Source organism: Pseudomonas sp. R1-6, from assembly GCF_051132115.1.
In the GTDB taxonomy this organism is placed as follows: domain Bacteria; phylum Pseudomonadota; class Gammaproteobacteria; order Pseudomonadales; family Pseudomonadaceae; genus Aquipseudomonas.
The window spans coordinates 397,326-415,056 of sequence record NZ_CP071662.1 but is presented as its reverse complement, the minus strand read 5'-3'; the positions used below and the strand labels follow the sequence as shown (position 1 = coordinate 415,056).

General features: G+C 60.8%; 17 protein-coding genes. 8 read left to right on the top strand and 9 right to left on the bottom strand.

The window, feature by feature from the left end; all coding sequences use genetic code 11:
* Positions 1-2: 2 nt before the first annotated feature.
* A complete protein-coding gene (locus J3P81_RS01920) occupies positions 3-506 on the bottom strand; it encodes a M48 metallopeptidase family protein (protein ID WP_420764973.1) in 504 nt (167 codons plus the stop codon).
* Positions 507-547: 41 nt separating this feature from the next.
* Positions 548-2,671 (bottom strand): putative bifunctional diguanylate cyclase/phosphodiesterase, encoded by a 2,124-nt coding sequence (locus tag J3P81_RS01915; protein ID WP_434561873.1) that lies wholly within the window; start codon positions 2,669-2,671, stop codon positions 548-550.
* 323 nt (positions 2,672-2,994) lie between these two features.
* Here J3P81_RS01915 and J3P81_RS01910 point away from each other — a divergent pair, with 323 nt between their 5' ends.
* The 5 genes from J3P81_RS01910 (at position 2,995) to J3P81_RS01890 (ending at position 6,184) form a co-directional block, all read left to right on the top strand.
* Positions 2,995-3,666 carry a polysaccharide lyase family 7 protein gene (locus tag J3P81_RS01910; RefSeq protein ID WP_434561871.1) on the top strand — a complete coding sequence of 224 codons (672 nt, stop codon included), beginning with the start codon at positions 2,995-2,997 and terminating at the stop codon, positions 3,664-3,666.
* A 334-nt stretch (positions 3,667-4,000) separates the two neighbouring features.
* Positions 4,001-4,669 (top strand): polysaccharide lyase family 7 protein, encoded by a 669-nt coding sequence (locus tag J3P81_RS01905; RefSeq protein WP_420764976.1) that lies wholly within the window; start codon positions 4,001-4,003, stop codon positions 4,667-4,669.
* Positions 4,670-5,130: 461 nt separating this feature from the next.
* Positions 5,131-5,415: a fructose-bisphosphate aldolase gene (locus J3P81_RS01900; RefSeq protein WP_420764977.1), complete on the top strand. Its 285-nt coding sequence runs from the start codon at positions 5,131-5,133 to the stop codon at positions 5,413-5,415.
* A gap of 175 nt (positions 5,416-5,590) precedes the next feature.
* Complete coding sequence (locus J3P81_RS01895; RefSeq protein WP_420764978.1) at positions 5,591-5,869, top strand: ribbon-helix-helix domain-containing protein; 279 nt, start codon at positions 5,591-5,593, stop codon at positions 5,867-5,869.
* Entirely contained in the window at positions 5,870-6,184 is a 315-nt protein-coding gene (locus J3P81_RS01890; RefSeq protein ID WP_434561869.1) for a type II toxin-antitoxin system RelE/ParE family toxin, read from the top strand. It begins immediately after the preceding gene.
* Between the two features lie 107 nt (positions 6,185-6,291).
* Here J3P81_RS01890 and fba read toward each other — a convergent pair whose 3' ends face one another.
* From fba to tkt, 6 genes are all read right to left on the bottom strand, one after another.
* Positions 6,292-7,356 carry a class II fructose-bisphosphate aldolase gene (fba, locus tag J3P81_RS01885; RefSeq protein ID WP_003177554.1) on the bottom strand — a complete coding sequence of 355 codons (1,065 nt, stop codon included), beginning with the start codon at positions 7,354-7,356 and terminating at the stop codon, positions 6,292-6,294.
* Between the two features lie 245 nt (positions 7,357-7,601).
* Positions 7,602-7,937, bottom strand: coding sequence for an MliC family protein (locus J3P81_RS01880; protein ID WP_434561867.1), 336 nt, complete (start codon positions 7,935-7,937; stop codon positions 7,602-7,604).
* Between the two features lie 56 nt (positions 7,938-7,993).
* The gene (locus tag J3P81_RS01875; RefSeq protein ID WP_434561865.1) at positions 7,994-8,218 is read right to left on the bottom strand and encodes a hypothetical protein; all 225 of its coding nucleotides are present in this window, start codon (positions 8,216-8,218) and stop codon (positions 7,994-7,996) included.
* Between the two features lie 31 nt (positions 8,219-8,249).
* Entirely contained in the window at positions 8,250-9,413 is a 1,164-nt protein-coding gene (locus J3P81_RS01870) for a phosphoglycerate kinase (protein ID WP_434561863.1), read from the bottom strand.
* A 24-nt stretch (positions 9,414-9,437) separates the two neighbouring features.
* Positions 9,438-10,493 (bottom strand): erythrose-4-phosphate dehydrogenase, encoded by a 1,056-nt coding sequence (epd, locus tag J3P81_RS01865; protein ID WP_420764983.1) that lies wholly within the window; start codon positions 10,491-10,493, stop codon positions 9,438-9,440.
* Positions 10,494-10,647: 154 nt separating this feature from the next.
* Positions 10,648-12,645: a transketolase gene (gene tkt / locus J3P81_RS01860; RefSeq protein WP_420764984.1), complete on the bottom strand. Its 1,998-nt coding sequence runs from the start codon at positions 12,643-12,645 to the stop codon at positions 10,648-10,650.
* Between the two features lie 254 nt (positions 12,646-12,899).
* On the opposite strand from tkt, the gene J3P81_RS01855 reads away from it, so the two are divergent.
* Together J3P81_RS01855 and metK are read left to right on the top strand one after the other, a co-directional pair.
* Positions 12,900-13,895, top strand: coding sequence for an ArsR/SmtB family transcription factor (locus J3P81_RS01855; protein WP_434561861.1), 996 nt, complete (start codon positions 12,900-12,902; stop codon positions 13,893-13,895).
* Between the two features lie 19 nt (positions 13,896-13,914).
* Positions 13,915-15,105: a methionine adenosyltransferase gene (gene metK, locus J3P81_RS01850; RefSeq protein ID WP_030137860.1), complete on the top strand. Its 1,191-nt coding sequence runs from the start codon at positions 13,915-13,917 to the stop codon at positions 15,103-15,105.
* Between the two features lie 75 nt (positions 15,106-15,180).
* Here the strand turns inward: metK and J3P81_RS01845 are convergent, their stop codons facing one another.
* Entirely contained in the window at positions 15,181-15,801 is a 621-nt protein-coding gene (locus J3P81_RS01845; RefSeq protein WP_434561859.1) for a LysE family translocator, read from the bottom strand.
* A gap of 207 nt (positions 15,802-16,008) precedes the next feature.
* Between J3P81_RS01845 and ligB the strand changes: the two genes are divergently transcribed.
* The gene (ligB, locus tag J3P81_RS01840; protein WP_434561857.1) at positions 16,009-17,682 is read left to right on the top strand and encodes an NAD-dependent DNA ligase LigB; all 1,674 of its coding nucleotides are present in this window, start codon (positions 16,009-16,011) and stop codon (positions 17,680-17,682) included.
* The last annotated feature ends 49 nt before the right edge of the window (positions 17,683-17,731 follow it).

The window sequence follows — 17,731 nt, the reverse complement described above, 5'->3', positions numbered from 1 at the left end:
ACTCATTCCTTGTCTTGTTGCAGGTCGCGCCAGGTCAGGTACACGCGCAAATCGAATTCCAGCTGGTGGTAGCCCGGCAGCATGTGTTCGCAAAGGTTATAGAACGCCTTGTTATGGTCCGACTCCTTGAAGTGGGCGAGCTCGTGGACCACGATCATCTTCAGAAACTCAGGCGCCGCGTCCTTGAACAACGAGGCAATGCGGATTTCCTTCTTGGCCTTGAGCTTGCCGCCCTGCACCCGCGAGACAGCCGTGTGCAGGCCGAGCGCGCGGTGGGTCAGGTCGAGACGGTTGTCGAACAGCACCTTGTCGATCGCCGGTGCGTTGCGCAGGTATTGCTGCTTGATTTGCAGCGCATAACCATACAACGCCTTGTCGCTCTGGATCGGATGGCGGCCGGGATAGCGCTGGTGCAGGTAGTCGCCCAGCCGATCCTGGGCAATCAATTGCTGCACCTGGGCTTGCAGAGCGGCGGGGTACGCCTGGAGGTACTTGAGCGTGGTCATCGGCCGGCAACAAATCACAAAAGGTTGCCAGTGTAGCGAATTCAGGCCTGCACCGCGCTCCAGTCGAAGGGCCGGGCAAAGGCATCGGTATCCTCGGCCATCAAGGGCCGCGCCACCAGGAAACCTTGTACATATTCACAACCGTGATCCCTGAGCCACTGGTATTGCGCCGCGGTTTCAACCCCCTCGGCGATCACCCGCAACCCCAGTTGACCGCACAGATCGATCACCGAGGCGGCCAACGCGGCGTCCCGTGGCGAGTCCGGCAAGCGGGCAATCAAATGCCGATCAAGCTTGAGGGTATCGAGCTCAAGATCGCGCAGATGCGCCAGCGAGCAAGGGCCCGAACCGAAATCGTCCAATGCCACCCGCACGCCCAGGTGACGCAGCAGCCGCAACTGCTTATGGGTTTCGTCGGGGTTGCGCATCAACGCATCTTCCGTCACTTCAACCTCCAGTTGCCGGGGCTTCAAGGCATGGCGCTCCAGCACCTGGCGTAATTCGGTGACCAGGTTCGGCATGCCGAACTGCGTACTGCTAAGGCTCACACCCAGCACCAGGTCATCCGCGAACATGCGTTCCCAGACTTTGCGCTGGGCCGCGCTGCGATGATAAATCCAGCTGCCCAGCCGGCTGATCAACCGTACCTCCTCAAGCAACGGCAGGAACAAGCCTGGCGGCACGTCGCCGACGCTCGGATGCTGCCAGCGCAACAGCGCTTCGAAGCCGCGAGTGCGCCCATCGCGAATGCTGACCTGCGGCTGATAGACCATGTTGAAATCACGGTTCTCGATAGCCGAACGCACGCTCTCTTCAAGCATGAGCCGTGAACGGGCTCGACCGTTCATTTCATGGTCGTAGAAACGATATTGCTGGCGGCCGGCACGCTTGGCTTCGTACATGGCGATGTCGGAGGCGCGCAGCAAACCGTCGAGGTTGGAGCCGCAGTCCGGATAGGTCGCGATACCAATGCTCGCCCCCAGCGTCACGTCCATGCCGTCGATCTGCTGGCAGACCGAGACCCGCTCGATGAGCTTTTCGGCAATCTTCGCCGCCTGCTCAGGCAGTTCCAGATCCAGCAGCGCGGTGAATTCGTCGCCCCCCAGGCGCGCCAGGATGTCGAACGGACGCAGGCACGTCTTCAATTGCTCCGAGACCCAGCGCAGCACCCGGTCACCGGCATCGTGGCCCAGGGAATCGTTGACCCGCTTGAATCCATCCAGATCCAGGTACAGCAACACCCAGTTGCTTTCTAGCCGCTCGCTGCGCATCAGCAGGTTTTCCGCCGTTTGATAGAACCCCCTGCGGTTGAGCAGGCCGGTCAAGGGGTCGGTGACAGCCTGGAATTCGAGTTGCTGATGCAGATGACGAACCACCGACATGTCCTGAAGCGTGACCACCATCGCCCTCTGCTCCGCAGGCAATGGCGCGCAGGACAAGGCCACCGACACCTGCTGTCCAGGCGCGGTACGCAACACGGCATCGTGCAAGCGCCAGGTTTCGCCGCGCATATAGGCGGAATGGATGTCGGAATCAAGCCATTCGGGAATGTGGGGTTTTTGCAGGAAATCGAGGAACGCCGAGCCCTGCAACCGGTCGGCGGTGGCGTTGAGCAAGCGGCAGGTGGAAGGGTTGGCGAACCGGATGCATCCGTTCTCATCCACCACGAGGATTCCCTCGGCGGCGTTGTCCAGCACCGAGGCATTGAAGGCCCGGGCAGCCTCGAGATCCTGGCTCAGACGCTGCAACGCGCGCCGGTTGCGCTGGTGCTCCAGCAAGGCATGCACCTTGGGCTTGAGGATCTGTGGATCGAATGGCTTGAACAGGTAATCCACCGCGCCACTGGCGTATCCCTTGATGACCGCGTCCTGGGATTGCTCATTGGCCGTCAGGAAGATGATGGGCGTAAGCCGCGTGCGCTGGCTGCCACGCATCAGGCGCGCCACTTCGAAGCCGTCCATGTCCGGCATCTGCACATCCAGCAGCACCAGGTCGATGTCGTGTTCCAGGAGCATGTTGAGCGCCTCGACACCAGAGGCGGCGGTCATCACCCGCCAATCCGGACGCTGCAACAACGCTCGCATGCTGAGCAGGTTTTCAGGGTAGTCATCAACGATCAAAAGGACGGAGCTGTCTTCGCCAAACGGGGGTTGCGCGCATTCCATGCTGCTTCTCTTATCGGGGCGCCATGTCCGTCTTATGGAACAAGGCGGACAACATACAGTGATCTCACTCTAGACCGGGATTTTGAAAAGCAGTAGGTGTCATCGCGCCATCATCCAGACAAAGCCCGAAATAGCCGACTAACGGTCACCCTCTCCAGGCACAGAAACTGCAATGACCTACTCGACGAACAATTGACGTCAAACATTCGCCGACCGGTCAACAACAAAAAGCCCCATCCAGCGTTTCGAAACGCTTCAAAGGGCGGTTTAAAGCCTCCCGACACGGCGTGCACCTTTTACATCAGATACGTAGGAACCTGGACATGATCGATCTCGCAACCTGGAACTTGAGCATCCCCGAAGGCAGCCCGGCGATGACCATCGACACCCCTCGCCTGGCCCAAGGGTTCAAGGACCAATATTTCAACGCCGAAACCGGCACCGTATTCTTTTGGGCGCCAGTGACCGGCACCAAAACGGCCAACGCGAGTTACCCGCGCAGCGAGCTGCGGGAAACCTTTCCCGACGGACGATTGCGCAACTGGCTCTACCCTGCGGCAGATAACACCTTGCGCGCGACCGTGGCGGTCAACCAGGTGCCCAGCACCGGCAAGATCGTGATCGGCCAGATTCACACAAAGGACAGCAACAGCCCGATGGTGAAGCTGGAATACCAATACAAGACTAAAAGTTCGACCGGCAACATCGTCGCCAAAGTGCGCATGCGCCCGGATGACAAGGAAGGCCAGGTCATCACCGTCGCTACCGGTGTGACGCTTAACCGCAACTTTTCCTACATGATCCACCTGAGCCCCAAGGGCGCGTTGGGCATTTCCGCGGCGGGTTACAACTGGCGCACCACCGTTGACCCAAGCTGGAAAGTAAAACCGCTCTACTTCAAGGCAGGCGCGTACGTGCAAGACAACACCGGTTATGTCACTGAAGGCGGGAAAGTGACGTTCAGCAAGTTGGAAATCAAGCACACCACGCTTTGATCGCCGACCCGCTCCGCCGCCATTGCAGCAGGGACGCTGCGATGGGTTCCCGCCTTCATCCCCCGGTTTCAACAGGCCCATGATGTCTTCACGCAACAAGCGTCAAAAGGCCATCGTGTAATCGTTCCCTCGAAAATCCAATTTCTCGACCAGCGGTCCCTTCTCCCGGGCACAAAACCGCAAAACGCCACTCTGACGGTCTGCTGACGCCAACCCTTCGCCGGACGAACGTGCCAATTTTTCGTCCGCGCCTGCGTCTGGCCTCAGCAAAAGCGCGTCTTAGAGCCTCCGGCTGTGGCGTAAATCATTTCTTTTTCTCAGAAAGGATCCGAACATGGTCGATCTTGCAACCTGGAACCTGAGCATTCCCGAAGGCAGCCCGCCGAAAACCATCGAAACGCCGCGCCTGGTGGACGGGTTCAAGGATAAGTATTTCAATTCCCAAGGCAGCACGGTGTATTTCTGGTCGCCGGTGACGGGCTCCAAGACTGAAAATGCGATCTACCCGCGCAGTGAACTGCGCGAAACCTATAAAGACGGAAGGTTGCGCAATTGGGTCTACCCAGACGCCGACAACTTCCTGAGGGCAACGCTCGCCGTCAATCAAGTACCTAGCAGCGGCAAGATCGTCATCGGTCAGATCCATGCCAAGGACAGCAGCAAACCCATGGTCAAGCTGGAATACCAATACAAGGACGACAGCGACACCGGGAACATCGTCGCCAAGGTCCGCATGCGCCCCGATGACAGCGAAGGCAGGGTTATCACCGTAGCCACGGGGGTGAAGCTCAATCGGTCGTTCTCCTACCGGATTCACCTCGATCGTACCGGTGACCTGGGCATCACCGCGGCCGGCAACAGTTGGTACACCACCGTCGGCCGCGCCTGGCGCGACAAGCCGTTGTACTTCAAGGCCGGGGTATATGTGCAGGACAACTCGGGCTACACCAGCGAAGGCGGGAAGGTGACGTTCAGCGTGCTGGATATCGATCACAACACCTGAGTTTTCACGTCCTAAAATCTCGTAGGAATTTACACCATGTGGCGAGGGAGCTTGCTCCCGCTGGGCTGCGAAGCGACCCCTTCTTTCCGCCAGCCCCATCTCATGCACCGGTTTTGCGGGGGCTGCGCCCCCGAGCGGGAGCAAGCTCCCTCGCCACGGGGGCCGGTGCGTCCTACAGGGTCGATTTTGGCCTCGGGAATCTGCTCTATAGTTCGGTGGGTCTGCTGGCTTTGGTCGGTGGACAGGGGTTTCGCAGCCCACAACAGACAGAGACTTTGCACCGTCAAATGAAAATTCAGGCAAACTCGCCTGCGTTCATTTTATGGCGGTTGCGCGCGGGAGGCCTTCGGGTCTGCCGGGTCTGGTCTCTATCTCGGTCTGCGAACCCGCGCGCAACTGCCACCCGTTTGTTTCGCAGCAAAAAGGTGGCAATGAATTTTCATTTATAGAGGCCGAACCTTATGACGACGCATCAATTACTCAGCCGCTTCACTCCGCTCACCCCGATCGCCACCACCCAGCCCGTCCTGTTCATCGATAAAACCGTCCCACTGACCGAGCTCCACGCCTGCGCCAGCGAACGCTTGCATGCCACGCTCGACTACCTGACGCTCATGGCCTGCGCCACCTTGCGCGACTCGGCTGCTGGCGACTTCAACACCCTAACGAACGTCGCCCGGATCCTCGTCCAAGACGTGACGGACGTGTTCGGTGTCATTGAACAGCGCGGCCTCGAAGACCAATAGAGGTCCCCTGTGTGCGAGCCTGTTCGCGAATCGGCAAAGCAGTGATCCACTGACACACCGCGAGCGCGAGCAAGCTCACCTAATCCGCAGGCAAAGTCATCGGACGATAGGAGGTCATGTGCATATTCTTTTGAGCAGAGTAGGATTAAATCCCATCTTACCCAGGAGGCTCATCATGCGTAGCACTCAACAGTTCAGCATCACGCTGCCTAACCAGATGGCTGACGTAGTGAAAGCCAAGGTGGCTGCCGGTGAGTACGCCACTGAAAGCGAAGTCATTCGGGATGGCCTCCGAGCACTGCTAGCTCGTGATCGTGCGTTGGAAAACTGGCTCGTAGGCCAAGTGGCCCCAGCTTATGACGCGTTGAAAACCGATCCCTCGCGAGCATTGAACGTGGACCAGGTGCGCTCCCGATTGGCGGCAGAGCACGAAAATTCCACTGTGAAACCGTGAATGGCTTACACCGTCGAGTTTGCACCGGAAGCCCTTGAGCAATTAGCTGCCCTCTACCGCTACATTGCCACAGCGGCTTCGCCGGAAATGGCCCGTCGGTATACCGACGCCATCGTGACCTACTGTGAAGAACTACAGACGTTCCCGCACCGAGGGAACCAAAGGCACGAGATACGCCCGGGTTTGCGTATCACAAACTACCGTAAACGGACCGTGATCGCCTTTGCTGTTGAAGCCGAGCTGGTTTCCATTCTGGGCGTGTTTTATGGCGGACAAGACTTTGAGGGCGCTTTGCAGAGTGGACTGGACGATTAAAACCAGCTCACTCTCGAAGCGGCCAACCCAAGCACCGGCTATACACACAAATCCGCCCCATTAAAAAACCCGCATCACTGCGGGTTTTTTCTCACAACGTTGAAGCCTCAGTTGACCTTAGCGTTCAACTCACCCTTCAAATACCGCTGATACATGGCTTCCAACGAGATCGGCTTAATCTTCGAAGCATTACCCGCAGTACCAAACGCCTCATAACGCGCGATACACACATCCCGCATAGCGGTCACGGTCGCGCCAAAGAATTTACGCGGGTCGAACTCGCTCGGATTGGTCGCCATCAACCGACGCATGGCACCGGTAGAAGCCAGGCGCAAATCGGTATCGATGTTGACCTTGCGCACGCCGTACTTGATGCCTTCGACGATTTCTTCAACCGGCACGCCGTAGGTTTCCTTGATGTCGCCGCCGTACTGGTTGATGATCGCCAGCCACTCTTGCGGTACCGAGGACGAGCCGTGCATCACCAGGTGGGTGTTGGGGATGCGCTTGTGGATTTCCTTGATGCGGTCGATCGCCAGTACATCGCCGGTAGGCGGCTTGGTGAACTTGTAGGCGCCGTGGCTGGTGCCGATGGCGATGGCCAGGGCATCGACCTGGGTTTTCTTGACGAAGTCCGCGGCTTCTTCCGGGTCGGTCAGCATCTGGCTGTGATCCAGCACGCCTTCGGCGCCGATGCCGTCTTCTTCGCCGGCCATGCCGGTTTCCAGCGAGCCCAGGCAACCCAGTTCGCCTTCCACCGAAACGCCGCAGGCGTGGGCCATGGCGACGGTCTGCTGGGTGACCCGCACGTTGTATTCGTAGTCGGTCGGGGTCTTGCCGTCTTCGCCGAGGGAGCCGTCCATCATCACCGAGCTGAAGCCCAGTTGGATGGAGCGCTGGCAGACGTCAGGGCTGGTGCCGTGGTCCTGGTGCATGCACACCGGGATGTGCGGGAATTCTTCGATCGCTGCCAGGATCAGGTGGCGCAGGAACGGCGCGCCGGCGTATTTGCGGGCACCGGCCGAGGCCTGGACGATTACCGGGGAGTCAGTCTTGTCAGCGGCTTCCATGATGGCGCGCATCTGCTCAAGGTTGTTGACGTTAAAGGCTGGGACGCCGTAGCCGAACTCGGCTGCGTGGTCCAGCATCTGACGCATGCTGATAAGTGCCATTGTGTGTATCTCTCCCGGTCGAGGGTCGTTAATCGTGCCAGCCTGCCGGAGCGGCGGCGGCTATTCAAGTCATTGCGGATCGGGGGTTGACCCGATCTGCGTGTCCAACGAAACAAAATCTCACTACAAACAAGAAGCCCTGTGGGAGCGAGCCTGCTCGCGATGAGGGCCTAGCAGTCAACATCTCTGCTGCCTGAGGCATCGCTTTCGCGAGCATCCTTGCTCCCACATTGGGTTTCGGCAGATCAGTCAGCCTTGCAGCCACGCCCAATCAAGTCATTGGTGGCGACCCAATACGCCAGGCCTTCCTCACCCTTGACGTGCAGCGCCAGCATGTCATCGCTGTACAGCGATCCTTCAGCGCCCGGCTCAAGCTTGAGACGGTAGACCTTGTCTGCGCCGCCCAGGCGAACATCCACTTCCTTGCGCGCTGCATCGGTATAACGCCAGAGCACCTTGGCCCCGCTATCACATGTCCAACTCGTCCAGCCTTCTGCAACGGGCTCGGACGATTGTAGAAAACCCAGTTGCGAGCAACCGGCCAACAATGCCAACGCCACAACGGCGACAAAGCCTTTCATCCGTGTTCCTCGGCTGACGGCCGAGCCGCCCGCCATGAGCTAATGAGTCTGACCCGTCAAGGGCAACCATGTTCCTTGACCGGCGCTTGCGTCTCGTATTTATCCAGGCCGTCCGGTCCTGAGCGCTTGTTCAGCACCGGATTGGTCTCGGCCTGCCAGTCAGCCTGGTAACAGCCTTTTTCGGGCGTCGGCACCGTATTATCTGGCGCCGTGCCTTGCGGGCTGCTGGAACAGGCTACCAGCAACGTCGCGGCCATCAGCGCCATGAACGTCTTGACCATCGGAACACTCCTTTGCCTGGTCAACGTCGCCTCAGGCCTTGGCCCGGCTTTCCAGGACTTCCACGGCAGGCAGCACTTTGCCCTCGACGAATTCGAGGAACGCGCCACCGCCGGTAGAAATGTAGGAGATCTGCTCGGCGACGCCATATTTATCGATGGCGGCCAGGGTGTCGCCGCCACCCGCGATGGAAAACGCAGCGCTTTCGGCAATGGCCTGGGCCAATACCTTGGTGCCGTTGCCGAACTGATCGAATTCGAATACGCCAACCGGGCCGTTCCACAGGATGGTCTGGGAGGATTTCAGCAGTTCGGCGAAATTGGCTGCGGTTTGCGGGCCAATGTCGAGGATCATGTCGTCTTCGGCGACATCAGCGATCAGCTTCACCGTCGCGGCGGCGCTCTCGGCGAACTCCTTGGCGACCACCACGTCCACCGGCAGCGGCACGCTGACCTTGGCGGCGATTTCACGGGCGGTTTCCAGCAGGTCCGGCTCGTACAGCGACTTGCCGACGGGATGTCCAGCGGCGGCGAGGAAGGTGTTGGCAATGCCGCCACCGACGATCAATTGGTTGCAGACCTGGCTCAGGCTGTTGAGTACATCCAGCTTGGTCGACACCTTGGAGCCAGCAACGATAGCGGCCATCGGTTGAGCTGGAGAGCCCAGGGCCTTGCCCAGCGCATCAAGCTCGGCAGCCAGCAACGGGCCAGCAGCGGCGACCTTGGCGAATTTCGCCACGCCGTGGGTCGAGCCCTCGGCACGGTGTGCGGTGCCGAAGGCGTCCATCACGAACACGTCGCAGAGGGCGGCGTATTGCTGGGCCAGTTCATCGGCGTTCTTTTTCTCGCCTTTGTTGAAGCGCACGTTTTCGAACAACACGACGTCGCCAGCCTTGACGTCGACACCACCCAGGTAATCAGCCATCAGGGGCACGTCACGGCCCAGGGCCTTGCTCAGGTAGTCGGCGACAGGTTTGAGGCTGTTTTCCGCCGAGAATTCGCCTTCGGTCGGACGGCCCAGGTGCGAGCAGACCATCACCGCAGCGCCTTTTTCCAGGGCCAGCTTGATGGTCGGCAGCGAGGCCAGGATGCGCGCGTCGCTGGTGACGACACCGTCCTTGACGGGGACGTTGAGGTCTTCGCGGATCAGTACGCGCTTACCTTGCAGATCGAGGTCGGACATCTTCAACACGGTCATGGGTCGCAATTCCTGGGTAACTGTTTAGAGAGCAGGTTTATTGGAAGCTGTTTGCAGGTAGTGCTCGGCAACGTCCAGCATTCGATTGGCAAAACCCCATTCGTTGTCGAACCACGCCAGGATGTTCACAAGCCTCGGCCCGGAAACACGTGTCTGGCTGGCATCGACGATGGCCGAATGCGGGTCGTGGTTAAAATCACAGCTGGCATGAGGCAACTCGGTATAGGCCAGAAGGCCTTTGAGCGGGCCGCGGGTGGCGGCTTCGCGCAGGATCCGGTTGACCTCGGTGGCGTCGGTATCGCTCACGGTCTGCATCGTGATGTCGAGGCAGGACACGTTGACCGTCGGCACCCGCACGGCTTTGGCCTGAATTCGTCCGGCAAGTTCCGGCAACAGCCGTTCGATGCCGCGCGCCAGACCAGTGGACACGGGGATTACCGACTGGAAGGCCGAGCGGGTACGGCGCAGGTCCTCGTGGTGATAGGCGTCGATCACCGGCTGGTCGTTCATTGCCGAGTGGATCGTAGTGATGGACACGTATTCCAGGCCAATGGCCTGGTCCAGCAGGCGCAACAGCGGCACGCCGCAGTTGGTGGTGCATGAGGCGTTGGACACCAGCAATTCTTCGCCGGTCAGGCAATCCTGATTGACGCCAAAGACGATGGTGGCGTCGACGTCCGCCTCGCTGGCCATCGGCTGAGAAAACAGCACCCTTGGCGCGCCCGCAGCGATGAAACGCTGGCCATCGTCGCGAGTGTTGTAGGCCCCGGAGCATTCAAGCACCAGGTCGACACCCAGGGACGCCCAATCGATGCCTTCGGGGGTGGCACTGCGCAGGACCTTCACGCAATCGCCATTGATATGCAGACAATCGCCCTCGACCCGCACTTCGCCGGGGAACCGGCCATGGGTGGAGTCAAAGCGTGTCAGGTATTCGATGCTGGCCATGTCGGCCAGATCATTGATGGCCACGATCTCGAACCCAGCCTTCGCCCCTCGCTCGAACAACGCACGCAAGACGCAACGACCAATGCGGCCGTAGCCGTTGAGTGCAACTTTGTAGGGACGCGGTTGGGGCATGGGGGTTCTCTGATCGGGTGAATCCGTTAAGACCAGCATTGTCTGCACCACCGCTATCGCGAGCTCGCTCCCACAGGGTCGGTGGAGATCCTTGTGGGAGCGAGCTTGCTCCGGGCGGCGATCTGACGATGGCAGAACAGACAACTTATGTGGATCAGTCTTCCAGCAGCTCTTCAGCCTGCCCCAGGATATTGTCCAGGGTGAAGCCGAATTCCTCGAACAGCGCCGAGGCAGGCGCCGATTCGCCATAGGTGGTCATGCCGATCACGCGACCTTCCAGGCCCACGTACTTGTACCAGTAATCGGCGTGAGCGGCTTCGATTGCGATTCGTGCGCTGACTTGCAGTGGCAACACCGCTTGCTTGTAGCCGGCGTCCTGAGCGTCGAACACGCTGGTGCACGGCATGGACACCACGCGCACGTTGCGGCCCTGCTCGGTCAGCTTGTCGTAGGCCTGGACGGCCAGGCCAACTTCCGAACCGGTAGCGATCAGGATCAGCTCAGGCTCGCCGATACAGTCCTTGAGCACATAGCCGCCACGGCTGATATCGCCGATCTGGCCGGCATCGCGGACCTGGTGTTGCAGGTTCTGGCGAGAGAAGATCAACGCCGACGGGCCGTCGTTGCGCTCGATGGCGTGTTTCCAGGCCACGGCCGACTCCACGGCGTCGCATGGGCGCCAGGTGTCCAGGTTCGGCGTGCAGCGCAGGCTCGCCAGTTGCTCGATCGGCTGGTGGGTCGGGCCGTCTTCGCCCAGGCCGATGGAGTCGTGGGTGAACACATACAGCACCCGCTTTTTCATCAGTGCCGACATGCGCACGGCGTTGCGAGCGTATTCCATGAACATCAGGAAAGTCGCGCCGTAGGGCACCAGGCCGCCATGCAGGGCAACGCCGTTCATGATCGCGCTCATGCCGAATTCACGAACGCCGTAGTACATGTAGTTGCCGCTGGCGTCCTCAGCCGTCACGCCTTTGCAGCCTTTCCACAGGGTCAGGTTGGAACCAGCCAGGTCGGCCGAACCGCCCAGCAACTCCGGCAACAGCGGGCCGAAGGCATTCAGGGTGTTCTGGCTGGCCTTGCGGCTGGCGACGGTTTCGCCCTTGGCCGCGATTTCGGCGATGTACGCCGAAGCTTTTTCGGCGAAATCGGCCGGCAGCTCGCCGCTGAGGCGACGCACCAGTTCGTTGGCGAGTTCAGGGAATTCGGCGGAATAGGCCGCAAAACGCTGGTCCCACTCGGCTTCGGCCGCGCGGCCTTTTTCCTTGGCGTCCCATTCGGCATAGATGTCGGCCGGGATTTCGAACGGGCCGTGTTCCCACTTCAGCGCGGCACGGGTCAAGGCAATTTCCTCGGCACCCAATGGCGCGCCGTGGCAGTCTTCCTTGCCCTGCTTGTTCGGCGAACCGAAACCGATGGTCGTCTTGCAGCAGATCAGGGTTGGCTGAGCGCTCTTGCGGGCCGTCTCGATGGCGATCTTGATTTCTTCCGGGTCGTGACCGTCGACGTTACGGATCACCAACCAGTTGTAGGCTTCGAAACGCTTGGGCGTGTCATCGGTGAACCAGCCTTCGACTTCGCCGTCGATGGAGATGCCGTTGTCATCGTAGAAAGCGATCAGCTTGTCCAGGCCAAGAGTGCCAGCCAGGGAAGCGACTTCGTGGGAAATGCCTTCCATCATGCAGCCATCACCCAGGAATACGTAGGTGTGATGGTCGACGACGTTGTGGCCGGGACGGTTGAACTGCGCCGCCAGGACTTTTTCCGCCAGGGCGAAGCCCACGGCGTTGGCCAGGCCTTGGCCCAGTGGACCGGTGGTGGTTTCCACGCCTGGCGTGTAGCCGTATTCCGGGTGGCCCGGGGTGCGGCTGTGCAGTTGGCGGAAGTTCTTCAGGTCATCGATCGACAGGTCATAACCGGTCAGGTGCAGCAACGAGTAAATCAACATCGAGCCGTGGCCGTTGGACAGCACGAAGCGGTCACGGTCAGCGAACGATGGGTTGCTCGGGCTGTGCTTGAGGTAATCGCGCCAAAGCACCTCGGCGATATCCGCCATACCCATGGGGGCGCCGGGATGGCCGCTGTTGGCTTTTTGCACGGCATCCATGCTGAGGGCACGAATGGCATTGGCACGCTCACGACGGCTGGGCATCGCTGATCTCCTGGGTTTTGAATAACGAAACTGAAAAAGGCGAGCATTTTCCCTCACCCACCCGCCCCGGGGCAATCAGATACTCGTCCAAAGGCGATATTTGCGGCGGATAAAGTCGCATCGGGCAGGTGAAACCTTTCCGCTGATGGTGGGTAGAGTCAAGCACACGCAAGGAAGTGCCATTTATCGAGCAATATCAAAACTTTTTGATATTGGCCTTGCGATGGACCAGGCCCGTCACTAGACTGCCGCCCATGAGCTTACGCGTGCCTTCCATTCGCCATGATGACAGCGATGAGCTGGCGGCCCTTTGCAAGGCCGGCGGCGATCCGTTGCGGCTCAATGTATTGCGCGCCCTGGCGAACGACTCGTTCGGTGTATTGGAGCTGGCGCAGATCTTCGGCATTGGCCAGTCGGGCATGAGCCATCACCTCAAGGTCCTGGCCCAGGCCGACCTGGTGGCGACGCGGCGCGAAGGCAACGCGATCTTCTATCGGCGCGCCCTGCCCCACACCGAGCTTCTGGGTGGCAAGCTGCACGCCGCGCTGCTCGAAGAAGTGGACGAGCTGGACCTGCCGATGGAGGTACAGGACCGCATTGCCCAGGTCCACGGGCAACGCGCCGCCGCCAGCCAGGATTTTTTCGCACGAGTAGCAGAGAAATTTCGCGCCCAGCAGGACCTGATCGCCGGGCTGCCGCAATACCGTGACAGCGTAGTGGCACTGCTCGACAAGCTGAGCTTCGGCCCCTGTGCCACGGCGATGGAAGTCGGCCCCGGCGACGGCGCTTTCCTGCCGGAACTGGCGCGTCGCTTCAGCCAGGTGACAGCGTTGGACAACAGCCCGGCGATGCTCGAACTGGCCCGCCAGGTATGTGAGCGCGAGTCCCTGGCTAATGTCAGCCTGCAATTGGCCGATGCCCTGAACGGCGTGAGCCTGCGGGCCGATTGCGTTGTATTGAACATGGTGCTCCACCACTTTGCCGCACCGGCCGACGCGCTCAAGCACATGGCCAACCTGCTGCAACCGGGCGGTAGCCTGTTGGTGACAGAGTTATGCAGCCACAACCAGAGTTGGGCCAAGGAGGCCTGCGGTGATCTCTGGCTGGGGTTTGAACAGGACGATCTGGCCCGTTGGGCCACCGCTGCGGGCCTCGTGCCCGGGGAAAGCCTCTATGTAGGCTTACGTAATGGTTTCCAGATACAGGTCCGCCATTTTCAGCGGCCGGCTGGCGACACTCACCATCGGTAACTTGTAGGAAAACATCGAGATGAGCGAATACTCCCTTTTCACCTCCGAGTCCGTGTCTGAAGGGCATCCGGACAAAATCGCCGACCAGATTTCTGATGCGGTGCTGGACGCCATCATTGCTGAAGACAAGTTCGCCCGCGTGGCGTGCGAGACTCTGGTGAAAACGGGCGTGGCGATCATCGCCGGCGAAGTCACCACCTCGGCCTGGGTCGACCTGGAACAGATCGTTCGCGACGTGATCCTCGGCATTGGCTACAACAGCTCCGACGTCGGCTTCGACGGCGCGACCTGCGGCGTGATGAACATCATCGGCAAGCAGTCCCCGGACATCAACCAGGGCGTTGACCGCGCCAAGCCAGAAGACCAGGGCGCCGGCGACCAGGGCCTGATGTTCGGCTACGCCAGCAACGAAACCGACGTGTTGATGCCGGCTCCGATCACCTTCTCGCACCAGTTGGTCCAGCGTCAGGCCGAAGCCCGCAAATCCGGCCTGCTGCCTTGGCTGCGCCCGGATGCCAAGTCGCAAGTGACCTGCCGCTACGAAGGCGGCAAGGTCGTCGGCATCGATGCCGTCGTGCTGTCGACCCAGCACAACCCGGAAGTGTCCTACAAGGACCTGCGCGAAGGCGTGATGGAACTGATCGTCAAGCACGTGCTGCCTGCCGAACTGCTGTCCAAGGACACCCAGTTCCACATCAACCCGACCGGCCAGTTCATCATTGGCGGCCCGGTGGGCGACTGCGGCCTGACCGGTCGCAAGATCATCGTCGACAGCTACGGCGGCATGGCGCGTCACGGCGGCGGCGCGTTCTCCGGCAAGGACCCATCCAAGGTTGACCGTTCGGCGGCGTACGCCGGTCGTTATGTCGCCAAGAACATCGTCGCCGCCGGCCTGGCCGAGCGTTGCGAGATTCAGGTTTCCTACGCCATCGGCGTAGCCCAACCTACGTCCATCTCGCTGAATACCTTCGGCACCGGCAAGATCGGCGACGACAAGATCATCCAGCTGGTGCGTGAAGTGTTCGACCTGCGTCCATACGCGATCACCACTATGCTCGACCTGCTGCACCCGATGTACCAGGACACCGCAGCCTACGGCCACTTCGGTCGCACGCCGCAGACCAAGACCGTGGGCGACGACACCTTCACCACGTTCACCTGGGAAAAAACCGACCGCGCCGACGCCCTGCGCGCCGCTGCCGGCCTGTAATACGCGCTGCAATGAAAAAGCCCCTGGCGACTCGGTCGCCAGGGGCTTTTTTTGCGTTTTGACAAAGGGGTATTGCTACGTCCGCCGCGCCACCAGCAAGAACGAAGCAGCACTCGCCAGCAACGCCGCACACATCCGGTTGAACAAGCGCTTGCCGCTAGGCCGGGCAAACAATCGCCGCGCATAAATGCCCATGTAGCAATACAAGCCGATCGCCACGCATTCCAGGGCGAGGAACAGCCCGCCCAATACGGCGAACTGTTGAGTGACAGTGCCAGTACGATCAACGAACTGCGGCAGGAAAGCGGTAAATAAAAGAATCGCCTTGGGATTGCCGATTGCCACCAGAAATTCCTGGCGCGCCAGGCTGGCCATGCTCATCAAGTTGGTCGCCGCCTCGCTGCCGGCGTCAGGCTGCGCGCGCCATAACTGCACGGCGAGGTAAAAAAGATAGCCGGCGCCGACAAGCTTGATGCCCAGGAACAACAATTCCGAGGTGTGCAACACAGCCGTCAGCCCCACCGCCGCCAGGGCAATCATGATGGCAAAGGCCACCAATCGACCCACTCCGCCGCTGCACGCTCGGACGAAACCATAACGCGAGGCGTTACTGATCGATAGCAGGTTGTTCGGGCCCGGCGCCATGTTCAGCGCGAAGCAGGCAGGGATGAAGACAGCGAGCGTCGTCAGGTCCATCGTTTGCACTCCTGGCAGATCGGATCGAGCGCCCATTCTGCACCGGCCACCGACGGGTTCAAGGGACAGTTGCGCAGCCAGATCGACCCGGACTGTACCGTCGGCGATTCGCCTTCATTTCTTCGTAAAACCCCGTAACGCTCCAGGCCTCGCGCCTTTCACGGCAGCGGCTAGCCTTCGAGTACCTCATTTAGCAAGGATGCTTCGATGCTGCCGTTATTGCGCGTCTTCGCCTGTTATCTATCACTCGTGGCCCCGGCCATTGCTGCGCCGTGCCCCGATTGGCCCAAGGAGCGCGCCCAGGCGCAGGTCGACATCCTCCAGCGACAGGTCGACGCCTGGGACGATGCCTATCATCGCCTCGGCCGCGCCCTGGTGGCCGACGAGCTGTACGACCAGTCCCGCATGCAGCTGGAGCAATGGCGCCGTTGCCAGGGCCTAGCCCCCCTAGCCTCGTCCTTGCGAACGGCGGGCGGAAAAGTACCGCACCCTGTCGCTCATACGGGCCTGGATAAACTCCAGGATGCCAAAGCCGTGGGGAACTGGCTTGAAGGGCGATCGGACGTCTGGGTCCAGCCAAAGGTCGATGGTGTCGCGGTGACCCTTATCTATCACGGTGGGCGCCTGCAACAGGCAATCAGCCGCGGCGATGGCAACCACGGGCACGACTGGACTTCGAACGCCCACAAGATCGAGGCCATTCCCCGCCAGTTGCGTCAACCCACGGACCTGCTCGTTCAGGGCGAGTTGTATTGGCGGCTCGACGATCATGTACAAGCCACTCGTGGCGGACTCAATGCCCGATCGGCGGTGGCCGGGTTGATGGCCCGCAAAGACCTGCCCCCCGGCCAGGCATCAGGAATCGGCCTGTTTGTTTGGGACTGGCCCGAGGGCCCGGCGACCCTGCCCGAACGGATCGCCGCGCTGAACGAGCTGGGCTTTGCCGATACGACCGGCTACAGCCAGCCTGTCGAGGCATTTGCCGATGCCGAACACTGGCGCAACCACTGGTATCGCACGCCCCTGCCATTTGCCAGCGATGGAATCGTGCTGCGCCAGAGCCACCGTCCACCGGCCGACCGCTGGCAGGCCCGGGCGCCGTTCTGGAGCGTGGCCTGGAAGTACCCGTACGCCCAGGCCCTGGCGCAGGTACACAAGGTGCGTTTCAAGATCGGCCGTACCGGGCGCATCACACCCGTGCTGGAGCTTGAGCCCGTGACGCTCGATGATCGCCAGATCCAGCGGGTAAGCGTCAGCTCGCTCAAGCGTTGGGAGCAGATGGACATCCGCCCCGGCGACCAGGTGGCCATCAGCCTGGCCGGGTTGACCATTCCACGGCTCGACAGCGTTGTACTGCGCAGCGTCGAGCGCCCGGACCTCGAGGTACCGATCGCCGCCAACTACCATTTCCTGAGTTGCTGGCAGCCGACGCCCGGTTGCGAAAGCCAGTTCCTTGCGCGCTTGAACTGGCTCAGTGGCAAACATGGGCTCGGCCTGCCCCATGTCGGCCCCGGCACCTGGGAAAAGCTGCTGGCCGCGGGTCGACTCGACGGATTACTGGATTGGTTGACCCTCGATGCCACGGAGCTTGCTAACATTGCCGGTTTCGGCGAGCGCAGCAGCGCCCGCCTGCTGGCCAGCCTGCACAGCGCACGGCAGCAGCCTTTTCGGCAATGGCTCAAGGCCCTTGGCCTGCCGCCCACTGCTGAGGCCAAGCTGGACGGATCGTGGCAGGCGCTGGCTGGGCGCAGCATTGAACAATGGCAAGCCGAAGCCGGTATCGGGCCGGGACGCGCCGCGCAACTGAGCGCTTTTTTTCGCGACCCGCAGGTGCTGGCCTTGAGAGAAACACTACACACCGCTGGCGTCGACGGTTTCTGATTCGACCCGGCGCGGTTGAACCCAAGGGGCGGACATGCGTTCCAACAGC

Excerpts from the sequence above, each read along its gene's own strand:
- J3P81_RS01920 (WP_420764973.1), bottom strand. The coding sequence starts at position 506 with ATGACCACGCTCAAGTACCTCCAGGCGTACCCCGCCGCTCTGCAAGCC.
- epd (WP_420764983.1), bottom strand. The coding sequence starts at position 10,493 with ATGCCCCAACCGCGTCCCTACAAAGTTGCACTCAACGGCTACGGCCGC.
- J3P81_RS01855 (WP_434561861.1), top strand. The coding sequence starts at position 12,900 with ATGAGCTTACGCGTGCCTTCCATTCGCCATGATGACAGCGATGAGCTG.
- J3P81_RS01890 (WP_434561869.1), top strand. The coding sequence starts at position 5,870 with ATGGCTTACACCGTCGAGTTTGCACCGGAAGCCCTTGAGCAATTAGCT.
- ligB (WP_434561857.1), top strand. The coding sequence starts at position 16,009 with ATGCTGCCGTTATTGCGCGTCTTCGCCTGTTATCTATCACTCGTGGCC.
- J3P81_RS01875 (WP_434561865.1), bottom strand. The coding sequence starts at position 8,218 with ATGGTCAAGACGTTCATGGCGCTGATGGCCGCGACGTTGCTGGTAGCC.
- J3P81_RS01915 (WP_434561873.1), bottom strand. The coding sequence starts at position 2,671 with ATGGAATGCGCGCAACCCCCGTTTGGCGAAGACAGCTCCGTCCTTTTG.
- J3P81_RS01905 (WP_420764976.1), top strand. The coding sequence starts at position 4,001 with ATGGTCGATCTTGCAACCTGGAACCTGAGCATTCCCGAAGGCAGCCCG.
- J3P81_RS01910 (WP_434561871.1), top strand. The coding sequence starts at position 2,995 with ATGATCGATCTCGCAACCTGGAACTTGAGCATCCCCGAAGGCAGCCCG.
- J3P81_RS01845 (WP_434561859.1), bottom strand. The coding sequence starts at position 15,801 with ATGGACCTGACGACGCTCGCTGTCTTCATCCCTGCCTGCTTCGCGCTG.
- J3P81_RS01895 (WP_420764978.1), top strand. The coding sequence starts at position 5,591 with ATGCGTAGCACTCAACAGTTCAGCATCACGCTGCCTAACCAGATGGCT.
- metK (WP_030137860.1), top strand. The coding sequence starts at position 13,915 with ATGAGCGAATACTCCCTTTTCACCTCCGAGTCCGTGTCTGAAGGGCAT.
- tkt (WP_420764984.1), bottom strand. The coding sequence starts at position 12,645 with ATGCCCAGCCGTCGTGAGCGTGCCAATGCCATTCGTGCCCTCAGCATG.
- J3P81_RS01880 (WP_434561867.1), bottom strand. The coding sequence starts at position 7,937 with ATGAAAGGCTTTGTCGCCGTTGTGGCGTTGGCATTGTTGGCCGGTTGC.
- fba (WP_003177554.1), bottom strand. The coding sequence starts at position 7,356 with ATGGCACTTATCAGCATGCGTCAGATGCTGGACCACGCAGCCGAGTTC.
- J3P81_RS01870 (WP_434561863.1), bottom strand. The coding sequence starts at position 9,413 with ATGACCGTGTTGAAGATGTCCGACCTCGATCTGCAAGGTAAGCGCGTA.
- J3P81_RS01900 (WP_420764977.1), top strand. The coding sequence starts at position 5,131 with ATGACGACGCATCAATTACTCAGCCGCTTCACTCCGCTCACCCCGATC.